Annotated in this window: 14 protein-coding genes, 2 tRNA genes and 2 pseudogenes; 6 read left to right on the top strand and 12 right to left on the bottom strand. The window is 71.5% G+C overall.

Going from position 1 to position 19,030, the window contains the following annotated elements:
- The first annotated feature begins 23 nt into the window (after nt 1-23).
- From BSB02_RS43190 to BSB02_RS31855, 3 genes are all read left to right on the top strand, one after another.
- Nucleotides 24-2,900, top strand: a complete 2,877-nt coding sequence (locus BSB02_RS43190) for an ATP-binding protein (RefSeq protein ID WP_276206372.1) — start codon at nt 24-26, stop codon at nt 2,898-2,900.
- Between the two features lie 123 nt (nt 2,901-3,023).
- Nucleotides 3,024-7,307: a HAMP domain-containing protein gene (locus BSB02_RS31850; protein WP_084964646.1), complete on the top strand. Its 4,284-nt coding sequence runs from the start codon at nt 3,024-3,026 to the stop codon at nt 7,305-7,307.
- A 42-nt stretch (nt 7,308-7,349) separates the two neighbouring features.
- Entirely contained in the window at nt 7,350-9,668 is a 2,319-nt protein-coding gene (locus BSB02_RS31855; protein ID WP_084964648.1) for a SpoIIE family protein phosphatase, read from the top strand.
- A gap of 13 nt (nt 9,669-9,681) precedes the next feature.
- Here BSB02_RS31855 and BSB02_RS31860 read toward each other — a convergent pair whose 3' ends face one another.
- The 6 genes from BSB02_RS31860 to BSB02_RS31885 all read right to left on the bottom strand — a co-directional run bounded on the left by BSB02_RS31860 (nt 9,682) and on the right by BSB02_RS31885 (nt 14,013).
- A complete protein-coding gene (locus BSB02_RS31860) occupies nt 9,682-10,245 on the bottom strand; it encodes a TMEM165/GDT1 family protein (protein WP_084964650.1) in 564 nt (187 codons plus the stop codon).
- A gap of 206 nt (nt 10,246-10,451) precedes the next feature.
- Nucleotides 10,452-11,480 (bottom strand): UDP-N-acetylmuramate dehydrogenase, encoded by a 1,029-nt coding sequence (locus BSB02_RS31865; protein WP_084964652.1) that lies wholly within the window; start codon nt 11,478-11,480, stop codon nt 10,452-10,454.
- Between the two features lie 9 nt (nt 11,481-11,489).
- Nucleotides 11,490-12,839 (bottom strand): CysS/YqeB C-terminal domain-containing protein, encoded by a 1,350-nt coding sequence (locus BSB02_RS31870; protein ID WP_143591398.1) that lies wholly within the window; start codon nt 12,837-12,839, stop codon nt 11,490-11,492.
- 28 nt (nt 12,840-12,867) lie between these two features.
- Nucleotides 12,868-13,296 (bottom strand): MaoC family dehydratase, encoded by a 429-nt coding sequence (locus tag BSB02_RS31875; RefSeq protein ID WP_084964656.1) that lies wholly within the window; start codon nt 13,294-13,296, stop codon nt 12,868-12,870.
- A gap of 1 nt (nt 13,297) precedes the next feature.
- Nucleotides 13,298-13,747, bottom strand: a complete 450-nt coding sequence (locus tag BSB02_RS31880) for a MaoC family dehydratase N-terminal domain-containing protein (RefSeq protein ID WP_084964658.1) — start codon at nt 13,745-13,747, stop codon at nt 13,298-13,300.
- Nucleotides 13,748-13,836: 89 nt separating this feature from the next.
- Nucleotides 13,837-14,013, bottom strand: a complete 177-nt coding sequence (locus BSB02_RS31885) for a PNPOx family protein (protein ID WP_206185001.1) — start codon at nt 14,011-14,013, stop codon at nt 13,837-13,839.
- Nucleotides 14,014-14,308: 295 nt separating this feature from the next.
- Here BSB02_RS31885 and BSB02_RS31890 point away from each other — a divergent pair, with 295 nt between their 5' ends.
- Nucleotides 14,309-14,608 carry a carotenoid oxygenase family protein gene (locus tag BSB02_RS31890; protein WP_084964660.1) on the top strand — a complete coding sequence of 100 codons (300 nt, stop codon included), beginning with the start codon at nt 14,309-14,311 and terminating at the stop codon, nt 14,606-14,608.
- An 87-nt stretch (nt 14,609-14,695) separates the two neighbouring features.
- Here the strand turns inward: BSB02_RS31890 and rpmG are convergent, their stop codons facing one another.
- The 6 genes from rpmG to BSB02_RS31920 form a co-directional block, all read right to left on the bottom strand.
- On the bottom strand, nt 14,696-14,860 hold the full coding sequence (gene rpmG / locus BSB02_RS31895) for a 50S ribosomal protein L33 (RefSeq protein WP_084964662.1): 165 nt from the start codon (nt 14,858-14,860) through the stop codon (nt 14,696-14,698).
- A 77-nt stretch (nt 14,861-14,937) separates the two neighbouring features.
- Nucleotides 14,938-15,011, bottom strand: a tRNA-Met gene (locus tag BSB02_RS31900).
- 302 nt (nt 15,012-15,313) lie between these two features.
- Nucleotides 15,314-15,389 (bottom strand) — tRNA-Thr (locus BSB02_RS31905).
- A gap of 85 nt (nt 15,390-15,474) precedes the next feature.
- Nucleotides 15,475-15,681, bottom strand: coding sequence for a transposase (locus BSB02_RS31910; RefSeq protein ID WP_084964663.1), 207 nt, complete (start codon nt 15,679-15,681; stop codon nt 15,475-15,477).
- 56 nt (nt 15,682-15,737) lie between these two features.
- Nucleotides 15,738-16,283: a C40 family peptidase gene (locus BSB02_RS31915; RefSeq protein WP_276206373.1), complete on the bottom strand. Its 546-nt coding sequence runs from the start codon at nt 16,281-16,283 to the stop codon at nt 15,738-15,740.
- Nucleotides 16,280-17,287, bottom strand: coding sequence for a GH25 family lysozyme (locus BSB02_RS31920; RefSeq protein ID WP_158088787.1), 1,008 nt, complete (start codon nt 17,285-17,287; stop codon nt 16,280-16,282). The genes BSB02_RS31915 and BSB02_RS31920 overlap by 4 nt, the downstream gene beginning before the upstream one ends.
- 364 nt (nt 17,288-17,651) lie before the next feature.
- Between BSB02_RS31920 and BSB02_RS31925 the strand changes: the two are divergent.
- Both BSB02_RS31925 and BSB02_RS31930 read left to right on the top strand, forming a co-directional pair.
- Nucleotides 17,652-18,649: pseudogene (locus BSB02_RS31925) on the top strand (ATP-binding cassette domain-containing protein).
- A 133-nt stretch (nt 18,650-18,782) separates the two neighbouring features.
- Nucleotides 18,783-19,030: pseudogene (locus BSB02_RS31930) on the top strand (hypothetical protein); the annotation flags it as partial.

Genomic DNA, 19,030 nt, shown 5'->3' on the forward strand with positions numbered 1-19,030 from the left:
GATAACTCCATCGAAAACAACCGATGAGGCATGACATGCTGGACGACATGCTGGGACGCGCGGTCAGCCCGATCTTCGTCGGGCGCCATGACGAGCTGGCCGTCCTGTCCGAGGCGTACGACCTGGCCCGCCGGGGCGACGCCACGGCGGTCCTCGTCGGCGGCGAGGCGGGGGTCGGCAAGTCCAGGCTGGTCCAGCGCTTCGCCCAGCACGTCGGCGAGCAGGGCGCCCACGTGCTGTTCGGCGGCTGCGTGGAGCTGTCGGCGGAGGGCCTGGCCTACGCGCCGTTCACCGCGGCGCTCCGGCAGCTGGTGCGCGAGCAGGGCACCGCCAGGATCGCCGCGTTACTGCCGGAAGGCGCGACCCGAGACCTCGCCCGGCTGCTGCCCGAGTTCGGCGAGCCGAGCGACGGCCACGACAGCGACACCGGCCGCGCCCGGCTGTTCGAGCAGTTCCTCGCCCTGCTGGAGCGCGTCTCCGAGCAGCGGCCCACGGTCCTGGTGATCGAGGACGTCCACTGGGCCGACCGCTCCAGCCGCGACCTGATCGCCTTCCTCAGCCGCAACCTGCGCCCCGCGCAGGTGCTCATGCTGCTCACCTACCGGTCCGACGACCTGCACCGCCAGCATCCCCTGCGCCCGGTCCTGGCCGAGCTCGGCAGGGTCGAGGGCGTGCTCAGGCTGGAGCTGCCCCGGCTCTCCCGCGAGGAGGTCGCCCAGCAGATGGCCGGGATCCTCGGCGCCACGCCGGCCTACGACAGGGTGCAGAGCGTCTACGAGCGCAGCGAGGGCATCCCCCTGTTCGTCGAGGCGCTGCTGGACAGCGGCGACGACTGCGGCTTCCCCGAGTCCATGCACGACCTCATCATCAGCGCGGTCGAGCGCCTGCCCGAGGAGACCCAGCGGGTGCTGCGGATGGCGGCGGCAGGCGGCAACAGGGTCGGCCACGCGCTGCTCGCCCGGGTGAGCGGCCTGTCCGACGTCGACCTGGAGAACGCGCTGCGGCCCGCCATCGCCGCCAACGTCCTGCAGGTCGCCGACAGCCGCGCCTACGTCTTCCGCCACGCCCTCATCCGCGAGGCCGTACACGACGAGCTGCTGCCCGGCGAGCACCAGCGGCTCCACGCCCGCTACGCCGAGGAGATCTCCAAGAACCGCATGCTCGTGCCGCCCGGCCGGGCCCCGGTGGAGCTGGCCCACCACTGGTACAGCGCCCGCGACGACGAGCAGGCCCTGGTCTCGGCCTGGGAGGCGGCGCGCAAGTCGTTCAAGGCCTTCGCCTACACCGAGGCCATCCCCCTGCTCGAACGGGTCCTCATGCTGTGGGACAAGGTGCGGGGCGCCGCCGAGCTCATCGGCGTCGACCACGCCACCGTCCTGGAGAAGGCCGCCGTCGCCGCCCACGCCGGCGCCGAGATGGAAAAGGGGCTGAAGTTCGTCAGGGCCGCCCTGGAGGAGCTGGACGCGGCGGCCGAGCCGGAGCGCGTGGCCCAGCTCATCATCCTGCGGGCCGGCATGCACATCTCCAAGGGCAAGCTGGGCGTCATCGAGGACTACCGCCACGCGCTGAGCCTGGTGCCCGAGCCGTGCCCGGCGCGCGCCGAGGTGCTCACCCAGATCAGCCGCCACCTGATGCTCCGCGGCGAGCTGGAGGAGGGCAAGCAGCTGGCCGAGGAGGGCCTGCGCCTGGCCGAGGAGCTGGGCGACAAGGTGCTGGAGGGCGAGTTCCTCATGAACCTGGCCCTGGGCACCTCCATCGACGGCGACCTGGAGGCCACGCTCGCCGCCAACCTGCGGGCCCGCGAGCTGGGCGAGCAGACCCGCCACGGGCTGCTCGTCACCCGCGCCATCGGCAACACCATCGACAGCCTGTGCGACCTCGGCCGCACCCGCGAGGCGCTGGAGCTGTCCCACGAGGGCGAGGCCCTGGCCAAGAAGTACGGCAGGCTCCGGCACAACGGCACCTTCATCCTCAACAACCGGGCCGAGGCGCTGGAGGCGCTGGGCCGCTGGGACGAGGCCGTCGAGATCGTCGAGCGCGCGCTGGCCCTGCAGCCCGCCCTGCGCAACCGCTACCACCTCATCCGCGTCCGCGCCGACATCGCGCTGTCCAGAGGCGAGGTCGACCTGGTCGAGGGCATCCTGACCGAGCTGGGCGTGCTGAAGGAGCGGCCCGAGGACTTCGTGCAGGACATCACCAACAGCACCCGCCTGCACATCGGCTGGCACCTGCTCAAGGGCGAGCCCGACCACGCGCTCGCGGTCGCCGAGCGCATCCTGGCCCGCCCCATGCAGGCCAGCAAGGCCATGCTCGGCTGGCGGCTGCTGTCCGTCATCCGCCTGGTCTGCGACGCCGCCGAAGCGGCCGACCCGGCCCGCGCCCGCTCGGTGCGGGAACAGGCCCGCGAGGTCGCCGCCGCGCTGACGGTCGGCGGCCCGGTCGCCGAGGCCTACCGGCTCACCGTCGCCGGCGACTTCGACGCGGCGGCCGCCGCCTGGGAGCACCTGGAGCGGCCCCACCCGCGCGCCAAGTCCCTGTACTACGCCGCCGCCGTGGCCGCGCACGCGGGCGACCGCGACGGCGCCGCCTCCCGCCTGCGCCTGGCCCACCCGATCGCCGCGGGCCTGGGCGCCCGGCCGCTGGTCGCCGAGATCGAGGGCCTGGCCCGCCGCGTCGGCGTGAGCCTGGACGGCCAGCCGGCCTCGGAGCTGCTCACGCCCCGCGAGCTGGAGGTGCTGCGGCTGGTCGCGCTGGGGCGCAGCAACCGCGACATCGCCGCCGAGCTGTTCATCTCCGCCAAGACCGTCAGCGTCCACGTGTCCAACATCCTGGCCAAGCTGGGCGCGGCCAGCCGGGGCGAGGCCGCGGCCGTGGCCCACCGGATGTCCCTGCTGTCCTGACGCTGTCCTGACCGCTCCGCCCTACCGCTCCGCCCGATCGCGTGAGATAGCCTCGGGAGCTCCACTACATTTGTCGCATAGCAACTAATTGGCGATCTCCCGGCGAGCGGAACAGCGATAGGCATGAGTGACACAGCGGTCAGCGGTCGGCGCCCGTCCGGGCGGAAGAGGGCGGCACTGAACGGCGACGGGATCGGCGAGCCCGAGCTGCGGCAACTGCTCGCCGGGCTGACGGCCGTCAGGGACGGCGACTTCGGCACGCGCCTGCCCGACGACGCCGACGGGCTCCTGGGGGAGATCGCGTCGGTCTTCAACGGCATGGTGGACCAGCTGTCGCTGTTCACCTCCGAGGTGACCCGCGTGGCCCGCGAGGTCGGCACCGAGGGACGGCTGGGCGGCCAGGCCGAGGTGCCCGGCGTCTCCGGCACCTGGAAGGACCTCACCGACTCCGTCAACGCCATGGCCGGCAACCTCACCGACCAGGTGCGCTCCATCGCCGAGGTGACCACGGCGGTGGCCAAGGGCGACCTGTCGCAGAAGATCACGGTCGACGCCCGCGGCGAGATCCTGGAGCTGAAGAACACCGTCAACACGATGGTCGACCAGCTGTCCAGCTTCGCCGCCGAGGTCACCCGCGTGGCCCGCGAGGTCGGCACCGAGGGCCAGCTGGGCGGCCAGGCCGACGTCAAGGGCGTGGCGGGAACCTGGCGCGACCTGACCGACTCGGTCAACTACATGGCCGGCAACCTCACCGACCAGGTGCGCAACATCTCCCAGGTGGCCACGGCCGTCGCCCGGGGCGACCTGTCGCAGAAGATCACCGTCTCGGCGCGGGGCGAGATCCTGGAGCTGAAGGAGACCATCAACACGATGGTCGACCAGCTGTCCGCCTTCGCCGACGAGGTCACCCGCGTCGCCCGCGAGGTCGGCACCGACGGCAGGCTGGGCGGCCAGGCCGACGTCAAGGGCGTCTCGGGCACCTGGAAGGCGCTGACCGAGTCGGTGAACGTCATGGCCGACAACCTCACCGCCCAGGTCCGCTCCATCGCCGAGGTCACCACCGCGGTCGCCAAGGGCGACCTGACCCAGAAGATCCGCGTCGACGCCCGCGGCGAGATCCTGGAACTGAAGGAGACCATCAACACGATGGTCGACCAGCTGTCCGCCTTCGCCGACGAGGTCACCCGCGTCGCCCGCGAGGTCGGCACCGAGGGCAACCTCGGCGGCCAGGCCACCGTGCGCGGCGTCTCCGGCACCTGGAAGGACCTGACCGACAACGTCAACGTCATGGCCTCCAACCTGACCAGCCAGGTGCGCTCCATCGCCCAGGTCGCCACCGCGGTCGCCAAGGGCGACCTGTCGCAGAAGATCAACGTCGAGGCCAAGGGCGAGGTGGCCGCGCTGGCCCAGACCATCAACACGATGGTCGACACGCTGTCCGCCTTCGCCGACGAGGTCACCCGCGTGGCCCGCGAGGTCGGCACCGAGGGCCAGCTGGGCGGCCAGGCCCGGGTGCCCAACGTCGCGGGCACCTGGAAGGACCTCACCGACAACGTCAACTCGATGGCCGACAACCTGACCAACCAGGTGCGCTCCATCGCCCAGGTCACCACCGCGGTCGCCAGGGGCGACCTGACCCGCAAGATCGACGTCGACGCCCGCGGCGAGATCCTGGAGCTGAAGACCACCATCAACACGATGGTCGACCAGCTGTCCAGCTTCGCCGCCGAGGTCACCCGCGTGGCCCGCGAGGTGGGCTCGGAAGGACGGCTGGGCGGCCAGGCCGAGGTCGAGGGCGTCTCCGGCACCTGGAAGCGGCTGACGGAGAACGTCAACGAGCTGGCCGGCAACCTCACCCGCCAGGTCCGCGCCATCGCCGAGGTGACCAGCGCCGTCGCCCAGGGCGACCTGACTCGCTCCATCACCATCGAAGCCAAGGGCGAGCTGGCCGAGCTCAAGGACAACATCAACTCCATGGTGGAGTCGCTGCGCGAGACCACCCGCGCCAACCAGGAGCAAGACTGGCTCAAGACCAACCTGGCGCGCATCTCCGGGCTCATGCAGGGCCACCGCGACCTCGACGTCGTCGCCGACCTCATCATGAACGAGCTGGCCCCGCTGGTGTCGGCGCAGTTCGGCGCGTTCTTCCTGGCCGAAGACGACCGGCTCAACCTCATCAGCGCCTACGGCTACCCGGCCGGGGAGTCGCGCACCTCCTTCCGGATGGGCGAGTCGCTGGTCGGGCAGGCGGCGCGCACCCGCCGTACCATCGCCATGGACCGGGTGCCGCCGGACTACGTGACGATCTCCTCGGGCCTCGGCGCGGCCCCGCCGGCCTCGCTGCTGGTGCTGCCCATCGTGGTCGAGGACCAGGTGCTGGGCGTCATCGAGCTCGCCTCGGTCTACCCGTTCACCCCGGTCCACCGGGCCTTCCTCGACCAGCTGATGGAAACCATCGGCGTCAACCTCAACACGATCGTCGCCAACGCCCGCACCGACGAGCTGCTGGAGGAGTCGCAGCGGCTGGCGGCCGAGCTCCAGGCACGGTCGGAGCAGCTGCAACAGCAGCAGGAGGAGCTGCAGCGGTCCAACGCCGAACTGGAGGAGAAGGCCGCGCTGCTCGCCTCGCAGAACCGCGACATCGAGGCGAAGAACCTGGAGATCGAGCAGGCCCGCCAGGAGCTGGAGGACCGCGCCCAGCAGCTGGCCCTGGCCTCGCGCTACAAGAGCGAGTTCCTGGCCAACATGAGCCACGAGCTGCGCACCCCGCTCAATTCGCTGCTCATCCTCGCCCAGCTGCTCGCGCAGAACCACACGCGCAACCTGACGCCCAAGCAGGTCGAGTACGCCAGCATCATCCACTCGGCCGGCTCGGACCTGCTGCAGCTGATCAACGACATCCTCGACCTGTCCAAGGTCGAGGCCGGCAAGATGGACCTCAACCCCGAGCGGGTACCGCTGCGCCGCCTGCTCGACTACGTCGAGGCCACCTTCCGCCCGATGACGACGCAAAAGAGCCTCGACTTCCGCATCACCACCGCCCCGGGCGTGCCGTCCGACCTGGTCACCGACGACTCCCGGCTCCGCCAGGTGCTGCGCAACCTGCTGTCCAACGCGGTGAAGTTCACCGAGAGCGGCAGCGTGGAGCTGCGCATCGAGCCCGCCTCCGGCTCCGAGCCGCCCCCCTCGGTGCGCCAGCACGGCCCGGCGATCGCCTTCCGCGTCATCGACACCGGCATCGGCATCGCCGAGCAGCACCTGGAGGCCATCTTCGAGGCCTTCCAGCAGGCCGACGGCACCACCAGCCGCAAGTACGGCGGGACCGGCCTGGGCCTGTCCATCAGCCGCGAGATCGCCTACCTGCTGGGCGGCGCGATCAGCGCGGAGAGCACGCTCGGCGTGGGCAGCACCTTCACGCTGTACCTGCCGGTCGCCCGGCCCGACTTCGCCGAGCAGGAGAGCGCCGCCGCGTCCGCCGGCGGGGAGGGCGAGGCGGCCGAGGGCCGGGCGCAGACCCCGCCCTCGGCACCCGCCGCGCCCCAGCCGGCCCAGCAGCGCCGGCTGCTGGTGATCGAGGAGCGCGCCCACGGCCTGCTGTCGCTGGTCGCCGAGAGCGTGCTGGCCGACATGGCCGACCGCGACATGGGCGGGCCGCACCCGGCCGTGGAGATCGTCACCGCGGCGGGCGCCCAGGAGGCGGCCGCCACGCTGGCGGCCCAGCCGTGCCACTGCATCGTGCTCGACCTGGGCATGTCCGACCGGGCGGCCTTCGAGCTGCTGGCGGCCATGGACGGCGACGCCGCGCTGGCCGGCGTGCCGGTCCTGGCCTACAACAACTGGCGGATGAGCCCGCAGGAGGAGCGCGCGCTGCAGTCGCGCGCCGAGTCCCAGCCGCTGGAGCTGCTGTCCAGCCTGGACGAGCTGCGCGAGCGGATCGCCCTGCACCTGACCGCGGACCAGCCGGGCGACGTGGTGCCGCTGGTGCGGGCGCAGCGGGTCGCCGAGCCGGCCGCCCGCCAGGTGGACGGGTCGCTGGCCGGGCGGACGGTGCTGGTCGTCGACGACGACACGCGCAACCTGTTCGCGCTGACCAGCATCCTGGAGATCCACGGCATGCAGGTGCTGCACGCGGAGAACGGCCGCAAGGGCATCGAGACGCTCACCGCGCACCCGGAGGTCGATCTGGTACTGATGGACGTCATGATGCCGGAGATGGACGGCTACGCGGCCACCGCGGCCATCCGGGCCATGCCGCAGTACGCCGACCTGCCGATCATCACCGTGACGGCCAAGGCCATGCCGGGCGACCAGGAGAAGAGCCTGGCCTCCGGCGCGAGCGACTACGTGACCAAGCCGGTCGACGCCGACCACCTGTTGAGCCTCGTCGAGCGCTACCTGACGCGGTGACCTGCCGCCCCGCCGTACCCGACATCCACAGCAAGGAGCACCGTGCAGGCCCCGCACTCACCCGACGCCGCCGTGGGCAGGCTGGCCGCGACGATCGACCGGCTGCGCAAGGAGATCCAGCAGGCGCAGCAGGCCGCCGAGGGCCGGGCGCTCATCGAGCTGGCCAGAGGCATCCTGGTCGAGCGGCTGCGCTGCGGCCCGACGCAGGCGGCGCTGCAGCTGGCCACGCTGGCCGAGCAGGCGGGGCTCTCGCAGCTGGAGCTGGCCGCCGACATCATCAACCAGACCTCCCAGGACCGGCTGAGCGAGACCGTCCGCGAGTTCCTGACGCGGACGGGCGAGCCCGACCATTCGGTGAGCGTACGGCTGCGCAGCGCCGAGAGCGGCGTGCTGGACGCGGCCGACAGCCAGATGGTGGCCGAGTCGCTGCTGGAGCACGCGCTGGCGCCGCTCGGCGCGAACACGGTGGCGCTGTGGGCGGCCGGTCCCGACGCCTCGCTGACGCTCGCGGGGGCGGCGGGCATCAGCGCCGAGGAGGCGCACCGGTGGCGCTACGTGCCGCCGGGCGTGGCCACGCCCGCCCGGCGGGCCCTGACCGAACGGCAGGCGGTGTGGTTCAGGACGTTGCGGGAGTCCGGCCTGCCCACCGTCGGGCACCGCCAGTCGGCCGGCGGCGGGCGCGTCGCCGTCCCGGCCGGCACCGGCGGCCGCATCCTCGGCGTGCTGGAGATCGGCTGGCCGCACCCGCTGGAGCCGCAGCCGCCGCAGATCCACAAGCAGGTGGAGGCGCTGGCCGAGCTGTGCGCGCACACGCTGGAGGCGCCCGCCGGTCCCGGCGGGTCCGTGCCGGACGTCGCCGAGATCGTCGACCTGGCCGACGCGCTGCCCGACCCCGCCCTGGTGCTGCTGCCGCTGCTGGACGACGCCGGACGGCTCACCGACTTCCGCATCCACCACGTCAACGGCCACTTCACCGACCCGGCCGGGCGGGCCAGGGGCACCGTGGCCGGCGAGCCGCTGCTCGAGGCCTACCCGCTGGCGGCCGAGGAGGGCGGGCTGCTGGAGAAGATCGAGCACGTGCACGCCACCGGCGAGCCGTTCCGCGCGTCGGGCATGACGCTGACCGCCCTGGTGGACCAGGTGCCGCTGACCACGGTCGCCGACATCAGCCTGACCAGGCACGGCCAGTGCGTGCTGCTCATCTGGCGGGTGCAGGACGAGACCGTGCGCCTGGCCAGCCTGCTGCAGCACGCCCAGCGGCTGGGCCGCATCGGCGGCTTCGAGGAGATCACCGCGACCGGCGAGATCACCTGGAACGCGACCCTCCACGAGCTGTACGGCCTGGCCCCCGGCGAGCGGCCCATCCCGCTGGAGCAGCTGCGCGAGCACGCGCATCCCGACGACGCGGTGGCCATCGGCCGCTTCCTGCGCACGGTCCTGCACCACCGGCGCCCGGCCTCCACCGCCTTCCGCCTCCAGCGCGGCGACGGGATCGTCCGGCACATCCGCGTGGTGGCCGAGCCGGTCTTCGACGCCGACGGGCGCATGACCGCGGTGCGTGGCGCCTACCAGGACATCTCCGCCCAGCACTGGACCGAGGTGGCGCTGGCCGCCACCCGTGACCGGCTGGAGGCCAGCGAGCAGGAGGCCCACGAGCGCAACCGGCTGGCCCTGCAGCTGCAGCACGCCATCATGCCGCCGGCCCGCGGGCCCATCGAGGCGTTCGGCCTGAACATCGCGGTGCGCTACCGGCCGGCCGAGGCCGACCACCTGGTCGGCGGCGACTGGTACGACACGGTCATCCTGCCGTCCAAGCAGATCCTGCTGTCGGTGGGCGACGTCGCCGGGCACGGCATCGAGGCGGCCACCGGCATGGTCACCCTGCGCAACGCCCTGCGCGGGCTGGCCGCCACCGGGGCCGGCCCGGCGCAGCTGCTCACGTGGCTCAACCTCGTGGCGCACCACCTCACCGAGAGCGTCACGGCCACCGCCGTCTGCGCGCTCTACGACCCGGAGACCCGCGAGCTGCGGTGGGCCAGGGCCGGCCACCTGCCGCCCATCCTCGTCCGCGGGGAGCGCGCCACCGAGCTGCCGGTGATCGACGGGTTGCTGCTGGGCGCCGTGTCGGACGCGGACTACGCCGAGGGGCTGGTGCAGCTGGAGGAGGACGACACGCTGCTGATGTACACCGACGGGCTCATCGAGCGGCGTGACCGGGCCCTGCAGCACTCCCAGGCCCAGCTGCTGCGGATCGCCGAGCGTCCGGCCGGCTCGCTGGAGAGCAGGCTGGACTATCTGCTCACGCACTGCTCCTCCGACACCGACGACGACACCTGCCTGATCGGGGTCCAGCTGCGCTAGCTGGCCGGTCGCATTAGAGGGCCTGGACGAGCAGCAGCACGCCGAACAGCGCGAACCCGGCGGCGGCGCCGTACCGGATGACCTTCTCCGGCAGGTGCCTGCCCAGCAGGCGGCCCACGGCGATGGCCAGCGCGTCGGCGGCGACCATGCCGACCGTGGAGCCGATCCAGGTGCCGAGCCAGTCGTGCTGAGTGGCGAGCGTGATGGTGGCGAGCATGGTCTTGTCCCCCAGCTCGCTGAGGAAGAACGCCACGGTCACCGCGATGAGCGCGTTGCGCTTGACCTTCTGCGCCTTGCTCGCCTCCTCGGAGGTCAGCTCGTCGCCGCGCAACGTCCACAGCGCGAAGCCGAAGAAGGCCACGGCGGCGACGAGCGTGATGGCCCGGGTGGGGAGGGCCTGGCCGATCGCGCCGCCGAGCGCGACGCTGGCCAGGTGCACGGCCGTCGTCGCGATCGTGATGCCCGCGATCACGGGCCCCGCCTTGAAGCGCGTCGCGAAGGTCAACGCCATGAGCTGGCTCTTGTCGCCGAGCTCGGCCACGAAGATCACGACAAGGCTGATCCAGAATGCTTCCACCGGGTGTTCCTCTTCCGCGCGTCCGGGCCGGAAGGCGGCACCCGGGGAGATGTGCGGGCACGACTTTCGGCCCGGCAGCTGTTCGTCGTTGCCGGGCCGAAGGTCTCGTCCGCCCGCGTGGGCCGTGCGACCGGGCTCGACAGCCAGCGTGTCGATCGCACAGTTGAGGACTACTCCCCTTCGGTATCGCTAGGGAGTATACCGGGTCAAAGCGAGCACCCGACGAGCGTGGGTTCGTTGACCAGCGTGATCCCGAACTTCTCGCGGACGCCGTCGCGCACCTCGCGGGCCAGGGCCAGCAGGTCCTCGGTGGTGCCGCGGCCGTCGGGGTTGGTGAGGGCGAGCGTGTGCTTGGTCGAGATGCGGACGGAGCCGCGCGTGTAGCCCTTGGTGTAGCCGGCCTGCTCGATCAGCCAGGCGGCGGGGACCTTGACCGTGCCGTCGGGCAGGTCCCAGCGGGGGTAGCCGGGGGCGCGCAGCTCCAGCGCGGCGGCGCTCTCGGCGTCGAGGACGGGGTTGGTGAAGAACGACCCGGCGCTGCGGCTGTCGGGGTCGGCCGGGTCGAGGACCATGCCCTTGCCGCGGCGCAGGGCGAGGACGGCCTCGCGGGCGTCACGGGCCGGGACGCGCTCGCCGAGGGGGACGCCGAGGCGCGTGGCGAGCTCCTTGTACACGATTTTTCCGGACATTTCGGATATGTCGAGCGCGTAGGTCACCGAGAGCACCACGTACCGGCCCAGGTCGCGCTTGAAGAGGCTGTCCCGGTAGGCGAAGCCGCACCGCCGGGCCTCGAAGTCGGCCACCTGGCCGGTGACGCGGTCGTAGACGCGGACGCAGCGCAGGACCTGCGCGACCTCCTGGCCGTAGGCGCCGACGTTCTGGATCGGCGTGGAGCCCACCTGGCCCGGGATGCCGGACATGCACTCCAGGCCCGACCAGCCCTCCGCCACAGCCCTGGCCACCAGGGGATCCCAGTCCTCGCCGGCCTCGACCGTCAGGATCACCTGGTCGCCGTCGCGCTCGACGCTCACCCCGCCCGTGGCCACGCGCACGACGAGCCCGTCGAACCCCGCGTCCGACACCACGAGGTTGCTGCCGCCGCCCAGGACCAGCAAGGGCTCCCTGCGCCGGTCGGCGTCGGCGACGAGGCCGACCAGCTCCTCGGCGGTCCGCGCCTCGGCGTAGTCGCGCGCGGGCCCGCCCAGTCCCAGGGTGGTGCAGGACGCCAGATTCATGCGCCCAGCTTAGGAGGTGCGAAGCATGCGCAGAACGCGGTCGTAGGTCCGCCGCGACTCCCGCTCCCGGTACTCGGCCGGGACCTCGTGGTACGCGCGGTGTGTGCGCTGGATCACAGGCAGCGTCTCGTCGGGCACGACGAGGTCGCCTTCGAGCGCGAGCGACAGCTCGAGGTCGGCGTTGCGGTAGTAGCGGGCCTTGTCCGGGAAGGCGCGCAACGCCGCCGAGCGCCGCACGGCCATCAGGTAGCCCAGCAGGCCGCGGACCCGGCCCGGCCCCGCCTCGCGCCACTCCGTCCCGTCCTCCGACGGCTCCGCGCCCTTCCATCCCGCCGCCACCGCGCCCGCCTTGATCGCCGCGACCAGCGGGGTCAGGGCGTCGCCGGTCAGGACGGTGGAGGTCTCCATCAGGACGTGGACGTCGGTGTCGTCGAGCTGCAGGAGCTTGGCACGGGCGGCGCCCCACGTGGCCGACCCGTCGCGCCAGTGCGGGCGCTCGGCCACGTGCCAGGCGGTGACGCGGTCGGGATGGCGTCCGGCGAGCGCGTGCAGTTCGTCGCCCGCGCCGTCCATGTTGCCGAGGTCGAGGGCGAGGACGTGGGCCGTGGTGTGCTCGATGATCGACTCCACGCATTCGCGCACGTCCTGTGGCCAGCCGTCCACGAGCAGGCCCACGGTGACGGTGATCTCGGAGGTTTCGACCCGCCGGCGTTCGTGGGTGATGCCGGCGTCGTCCAGCCTGCTGGTGGCCAGGGAGGCGTCCCACAGGCGCTGGGCGTGGAGCAGGTCGTCGTCGGGCGGGTTGGGCTGCTGGGGGGCGGCGAAGCCGAGCTCGGCGGCCGGTCGCGTGGTGGCGGGACCGGCTCCGGACTCGCCGCTCTTGGCGGTGTCCTCTGCTTGTGCGGTGTCGCCGGCTTGCGCGGTGTCGCCGGACTGGGTCGTGTCGCCTGCCTGCGTGGTGTCGCCTGCCGTGCCGCCCGCTTCGGCGGGGGCGGCTCCGCCGTACCCGCTCCACTGGTAGCTCGCCACGCCGGCGCCGACGTCGGGACGCGAGCCGGTCGCGGTGCCGGCCGAACCGCCCACGGTGTCGCGCCCCGTGCCCGTGGTCGGGGCCGTGAGCGGCGGCAGGTGGCTTTCGCCCCGGTCCGTCACCGCCGAGACGGGGATGGCGCGGACGCTGGGCCAGACCTCGTACGGCGGCTTCGGGGTCAGCTCGAAGCCCTCGGCGGTGTCGCGGACGAGCCAGCCCGCCTGCTCGATCTCGGCCCGGAGCGCGTCCGCCGCGGCGAAGTCGCGCTCCGCCCTGGCCTTGGCCCGCCGCTCGGCGAGCTCACTCACTTCTCGCGGCGCTTCACTCATGCCATCCGCGTACCCCTGGGGGATCAGTTCACGCCAGCTGGACCACGGCTCGCGCCCTCGACAGCACCTCCGCGTCGCCGGACTTGGCGGTGAGCCCGATCACCACGCGCTTGTCCTCGAGCTTCTCCTCGATCACGCCGCTGACGGTGACCGTCGCCCCCTGGTCGTCGTCCGGGACCACCACCATCGCCGAGAAGCGCACCCCGAAGTCCACCACCGCCCCGGGATCGCCCGCCCAGTCCGTGACGAACCGCCCGGCCTGCGCCATGGTGTACATGCCGTGCGCGATCACGTCCGGCAGCCCGACCGTCTTGGCGAAGCGCTCGTTCCAGTGGATCTGGTTGAAGTCGCCGGACGCGCCCGCGTACATGACCAGGTTGAGCCGCCGCACCCGGTAGTCCACCGCGGGGATCTGCTGGCCCACCTCGACCTCGTCGTACCGCACCGTCGCCGCCATCTCAGGCCGCCCCTCCCCGCTCGACGATCGTGTTGTAGGCCGTGCACACGTGCTCGCCCTCCACGGTGGTGATCTCGCTGCGCACGGTCAGCAGCTCGTTGCGCCCGGCCGTGCGGATGTCGGTGATCGTGGCGGTGGTGAGCAGTTCGTCGCCGGCGTAGATGGGGCGCCGGTACTCGAACCGCTGCTCGCCGTGGACCACCATCGCGTAGTTGAGGCCGAGGTCGGGGTCGGCCAGCGCCTCACCGCTGCTGTGCAGGCTGAAGACGATGGGGAAGGTCGGCGGGGCGACGACGTCGGGGTGTCCCGCGGCCCTGGCCGCCTCCTTGTCCCGGTAGACCGGGTTGTTGTCCCCGATGGCCGCCGCGAACTCCCTGATCTTTACCCGGCTGACCTCGTAGGTGGCGGACGAGCGGTACGTCCGCCCGATGAAATCACGGTTCAAGGCCATGAGTGCCCCTTCACGCGCACGCTAGAGCTGATGACGCCGACGCTAACAGAACAACGTTCGGCTGTCTCCTGGCCCCGGCGCAACCGCCTTTACCCACTGCGGTGCACGGTTCGCCTCGTCTCATACCAGCTGTCGCCGGCGGGCTCGCCGTCGAACTCGCAGGCGACGGGGACGACGTCGGGCTGCCACCCGTCGGGCGCGAGGGTGGCGAGGCGCGCGAGAAGCTGGGAGCGCAGGTAGGCGATCTCTTCGCCGGTGAACGGCATGGCAGCGTGTCTTCCCTTCGTGACAGGGCTCGTCACCCTCTGCACGAATGCGGCACGCCGGAATCGACACCCGCCACGGAAGACTCCTCCTGCCGGGTCAGGACAGCGGTCACGCCCGAGCTGGACACGGTCGCGGCATGTGGCTTCGGCGGGCGGCCGACCACCGCGATGACCGCGCATCCCAAGCTGCACCCCAAGCTGCACCCGAAGCTCGATCCGGCGAGATGCACTTCTTCGGGTACGGCATGCGCCCGCCGTACCCGGCCTGTCATCGGCTCGACGCGGACGGGCACGAATGGCACACGACCTCGCGATCACCGAGCATCACGCCGTGTGGCTGGGTCCCCGGTGGGCTTCGCGGGAGTCGGCCGGGCGCGGCATGCCGTACGCCGGGGACGATCGGCACGGGGCCAGGCTGGGCGTCGTGCGGCGCGACGACCCGGACGCAGGGGTGCGGTGGTTCGAGATCGACCCCTGCCTGTCCGCCACGTCGGGAAACGCCTGCGAGGACGCCTCGTGCTGGTCGCCGGCCGAGTTCGTGGCGACGTGGGAGCCGATCCCGGATGCCATGGCCCACGCCGGTCGGCAGCGGTGATCGTGAGGATGCCGGAAACGCGACAAACCGGCGCCTCCTTGCCGAGGGCGCCGGTTGTATGCGTGAAAGTCCAGGAAGCCGGGAAGCCTAGCGCGTCTCGCGGTGCGCCTGGTGGCGACGGCAGTTGGGGCAGTACTTCTTCAGCTCAAGCCGATCCGGGTCGTTACGCCGGTTCTTCCGCGTGATGTAGTTGCGGTGCTTGCACTCCTGGCAGGCCAGCGTGATCTTCGGCCTAACGTCGGTGGCAGCCACGTGGGAGTGCCTTTCTACGTTTCGGGACTGGGACAACACACCCATGCCTGAGCCCTGGAGGGCTCGGGCGAGGGTAGTAGCGGAGGCCGGATTTGAACCGGCGACACAACGATTATGAGCCGTTTGCTCTGCCTGACTGAGCTACTCCGCCATCGCCGGGAACACGACCCGGCGCGTAAAGGATACCCGACCGTGGGAGTACCTTCGTACTTCACCAGATCGGAGAGCAACCCCAGTATGCCTCGCGATCATGCGCAAGCAAAAACGATATTCCACGGCCGTGGGCCGGACGGCGAACCGGGGCCGCCCGGGGTGCGTATCCCCGACCGTCCGGCCGTCGGTGGCGCAGACCCGGCGGCCGGGCCCTACGCCGTCGTCGCACCTGCCGTCGCACCCAACGAAGAACGCCCGGACCCAAGATGCCTTGAGCCGGGCGTCGTGCCTGGTCAGCCGTGGAGCCCCCAAACGGAATCGAACCGTTGACCTTCTCCTTACCATGGAGACGCTCTGCCGACTGAGCTATAGGGGCTTGTCACGCTCGCTCTGCGCGCCGCGGACAGGTGTAACCATACACGGCCCCAGCCCATGATGCGAACTCGATCCCCATCGGCCCGCTACCCGGTGGCCGCCTCGCGCCCCCGCTCGGCGGGCAGCCGCACCACCTCGCACAGGTCCGCCAGGTCCACGTAGCGCGCGACCTCCTCGACGGACAGGCAGTCGGCTATCAGCCAGCCGTGCCTGCGCACCCGGAGCACCTGCCGTCCCGCCCGGACGGCCGGGGAGACCTCGTAGCCGTCGGGACCGACCCACCTCCTGTCCATAGCGGCACAGACTAGACCTTGGGTCTCTCATTTTTCGGCAGTCGACAGCCTGAGCATCAGTATCGGTAGAACCCTTTGATGTCGGATCGCACCGACACCCGGTCGACGCGCACGTACGTCCCCGTCTCGGGGGCGTTCAGCATCCGATCGCCACCCAGGTATATCCCGACATGGTGTGTCTTCGCCCCCTTGCCGAAGAAGACGAGATCGCCCGGCCGCGGGCGGCTGACGGGACGCATGCGCCGTACATGATCGTCGGTCGTGCCGGGGCCCAGGACGTCGGCGCCGTGGGCGAGCGCGTAGACCCAGCGCGTGAGCCCCGAGCAGTCCAGGCCCCGCATGCTGGTCGCCGGGCACGGCCGGATCCTGCCCGTGTAGCCCGCGCACGTGCCCGTCGACGGGCCGGGGTCCGGGCCGTGCCCGCCGCCCCAGACGTACGGGATGCCCAGCCGTTCGACGTCCTGGGCCCAGGCCAGGATGGCGATCTGGAGCCTGGGCCAGTCGGCCGAGGAGGCGCCGGCCGTCACGAGCACGAGCGCCGCCGCCAGCAGCGCGCGCCGCCGTACCGGCACGCCAAAGACGCCGAGGACGCCGCCGGTCACGCGCCCTTGAGCGTCAGCTTGACCGTGCCGACCGTGACCCGGATCCCCACCGCGCCCGACGACGACCGCGGCTTCAGCGTGACCGTCAGCCTGACCTTCTTGCCGCGCGCCAGCTCCGGGATCACGCACCGTACGGCGGTGCCGCTGAACTTGCAGCCCGGCGCCTTGACGACCTTGCCGCCGAACGCCCGGCCGTCGACCTTGACGTTCGTCACCGGGTGCGGTCCCGTGTTGGCGACGGTGATCGTGTAGAGCTTCCTGCCCTTGGCCGCGCCGCTCACGCTCACCTCGGCGGGCGGGTTCGCCAGGGCCTTGAGCTGGGCTTCCGTGCCGTTGAAGACGTTCCCTCCGCCCACCAGCGGACCCTTGTCGGTCGACTGCCAGAAGGCGTGCCCGGTCCAGCTCTTGGGGAGCTCGCCGGGCTCGCTCCCCCAGCGTGCCAGCCACAGCGGGTGCCTGCCGAACGCATCGGAGTCGCCCGTGCAGGTGCGCCACCAGCTGGTGGTGGTGTAGATGATGGCGTCCCGTCCGGTCTTGCGGCGGTACGTCGTGGTGAAGTCCTTGATCCAGGCGACCATGTCCTTCTGCGACAGGTCGTAGCAGGAGTTCTTGCCGGTCTTCTGCTGGTAGGGGTTGTCCTCCAGGTCCAGCACGCCGGGCAGGGTCAGCCCGTCGGACGTCCAGGCGCCGCCGTTGGCGACGAAGTGCTCGGCCTGCTGCGCCCCGCTGGAGCTGTGCGGCAGGGCGAAGTGGTAGGCGCCGCGGAACAGGCCTGCCTCCGCGGCTCCGCCGTACTGGGCCTGGAAGCGGGGGCTGATCCAGTCGCTGCCCTCGGTGGCGTGGACGAAGGCGAACTTCCCGCCGCCCTCGACCACCTTCGCCCAGTCGATGTCGCCGGTCCAGTTGCTCACGTCCACGCCGGGGACCCCGCCGGCCGCCTGGGCCGGAGCCTGGGTGACCAGCCCGGTCGCCGCCAGCATGGCGACCAGCAACACACGCCTCATCAGTGATGCCCTTTCACACGACTGCCGCAGATCTTCGCGCATGACGGCATCACCCGGCAACCCGGGAAATTTCTTGAAATCGCACTTCAGGCGGTGAGTGGGCGCATTTCGGCAAATACGTTTCCGCAGGTCAGCGCGGAACATGAACGTTATGTTCGCGTTTGCCAAATCGCCGGGGCGCGGCTCAAGATGAGCTATCCATCAAATGTCCCCTGAGCTGGGGCTTGTCCGGCATGCCCGGGCCCGCGTGCCGCCTCCCCGTGCTCGGGTCCGCGTCCTCTGACAGTTCCGCATGCCCCGGCGCTTCGGCATGCCGTGAATGCCCCGAAATGTCGTGAAATTTCGCTGAAAGTGAGGTTCCGTCATGATCCACGCCCGCGGCCTCACCCGCGACTTCACCGTCAAAAACAGACGATCCACGCGGTGACCGGCATCGACCTCGACGTCGAGCCCGGCGAGCTCGTCGCCTTCCTCGGCCCCAACGGCGCCGGAAAGTCCACCACCCTGCGCATGCTGACCACGCTCCTGCCGCCCACCTCGGGCAGGGCCGTCGTCGCCGGGCGCGACGTCGCCTCCGACCCGGCGGCCGTCCGCCTGCGCATCGGGTACGTCGGCCAGCGCACCAGCGCCGGCGAGAACTTCCGCGCCCGCGACGAGCTGGTCACCCAGGGCCGCGCGTACGGCCTGAGCACCCGCGACGCCTCCCGCCGCGCCGACGAGGTGCTGGACCTGTTCGACCTGACCCCGCTCGCCACCCGCACGCCCGGCACGCTCTCCGGCGGCCAGCGCCGCCGCCTCGACCTCGCGCTCGGCCTGGTCCACCGCCCCGCCCTGCTCTTCCTCGACGAGCCCACCACGGGCCTGGACCCGACCAGCCGGGCCGAGGTCTGGCGGCACATCCTGCGCCTGCGCACCGAGTGCGGGACCACGCTGTTCTTCACCACGCACTATCTCGCCGAGGCGGACGAGATGGCCGAGCGCGTGGTCGTCATCGACAAGGGCCGGATCACCGCGGACGGCACGGCGGAGCGCCTCAAGAGCGACCTCGCCGGCGACCTCGTCACGGTCACGACCGACGATCCCACGGCCGCGGCCGAGGTCGCCCGCCGCCTGGACGCTTCGGTCTCCTCTGACTCCTCGGCCTCGTCGGTCTCGGTCTCGTCGGTCTCGGTCTCGTCGGTCTCGGTGGAGGGCTCCGCCGTACGGCTGCGCGTGGCCCACGCCGGGCGGATGCTCCCGCCGTACCTGCGGGCGCTGGACGCCGCGGGCATCAAGGTCCACGCGGCGGAGACGGCCCGCCCGACGCTGGACGACGTGTTCCTCACCCTGACCGGACGCACTTTGGAGGAAGAGGATGTCTGAGAAATTGTCCCCATCTGAGCCGGCCGCCTCGGGCCGTACGGCTCCCGCTCGTGGCACGGATGCAGCGGTTACAGCGGCCGTCACGGTGGAGCCTCGCAGGAGGGGCTTCCTTCACGACACCGCGACGATCTTCATGCGGGAGTTGGCTCCGTCCCTGCGCGCCCCCGTCGGGCTGCTGTTCGAGATGGGCCAGCCGCTGCTGTTCCTGTTCGTCTTCGGGTCCCTCCTGGGCGGCACGTCGTGGCAGTGGTTCGTGCCGGGCGTCCTCGTGATGATGTGCCTCAGCGGCCCCCTGGGATCGGGGTACCACCTGCTGGTCGAGCTCATCGGCGGATCCATGGAGCCTTTTTCATCCTCTCGCGACCTCGTAGTTCTGCAGGA

It is taken from the genome of Thermoactinospora rubra, assembly GCF_002093975.1.
Taxonomy (GTDB): Bacteria; Actinomycetota; Actinomycetes; order Streptosporangiales; family Streptosporangiaceae; genus Nonomuraea; species Nonomuraea rubra_A.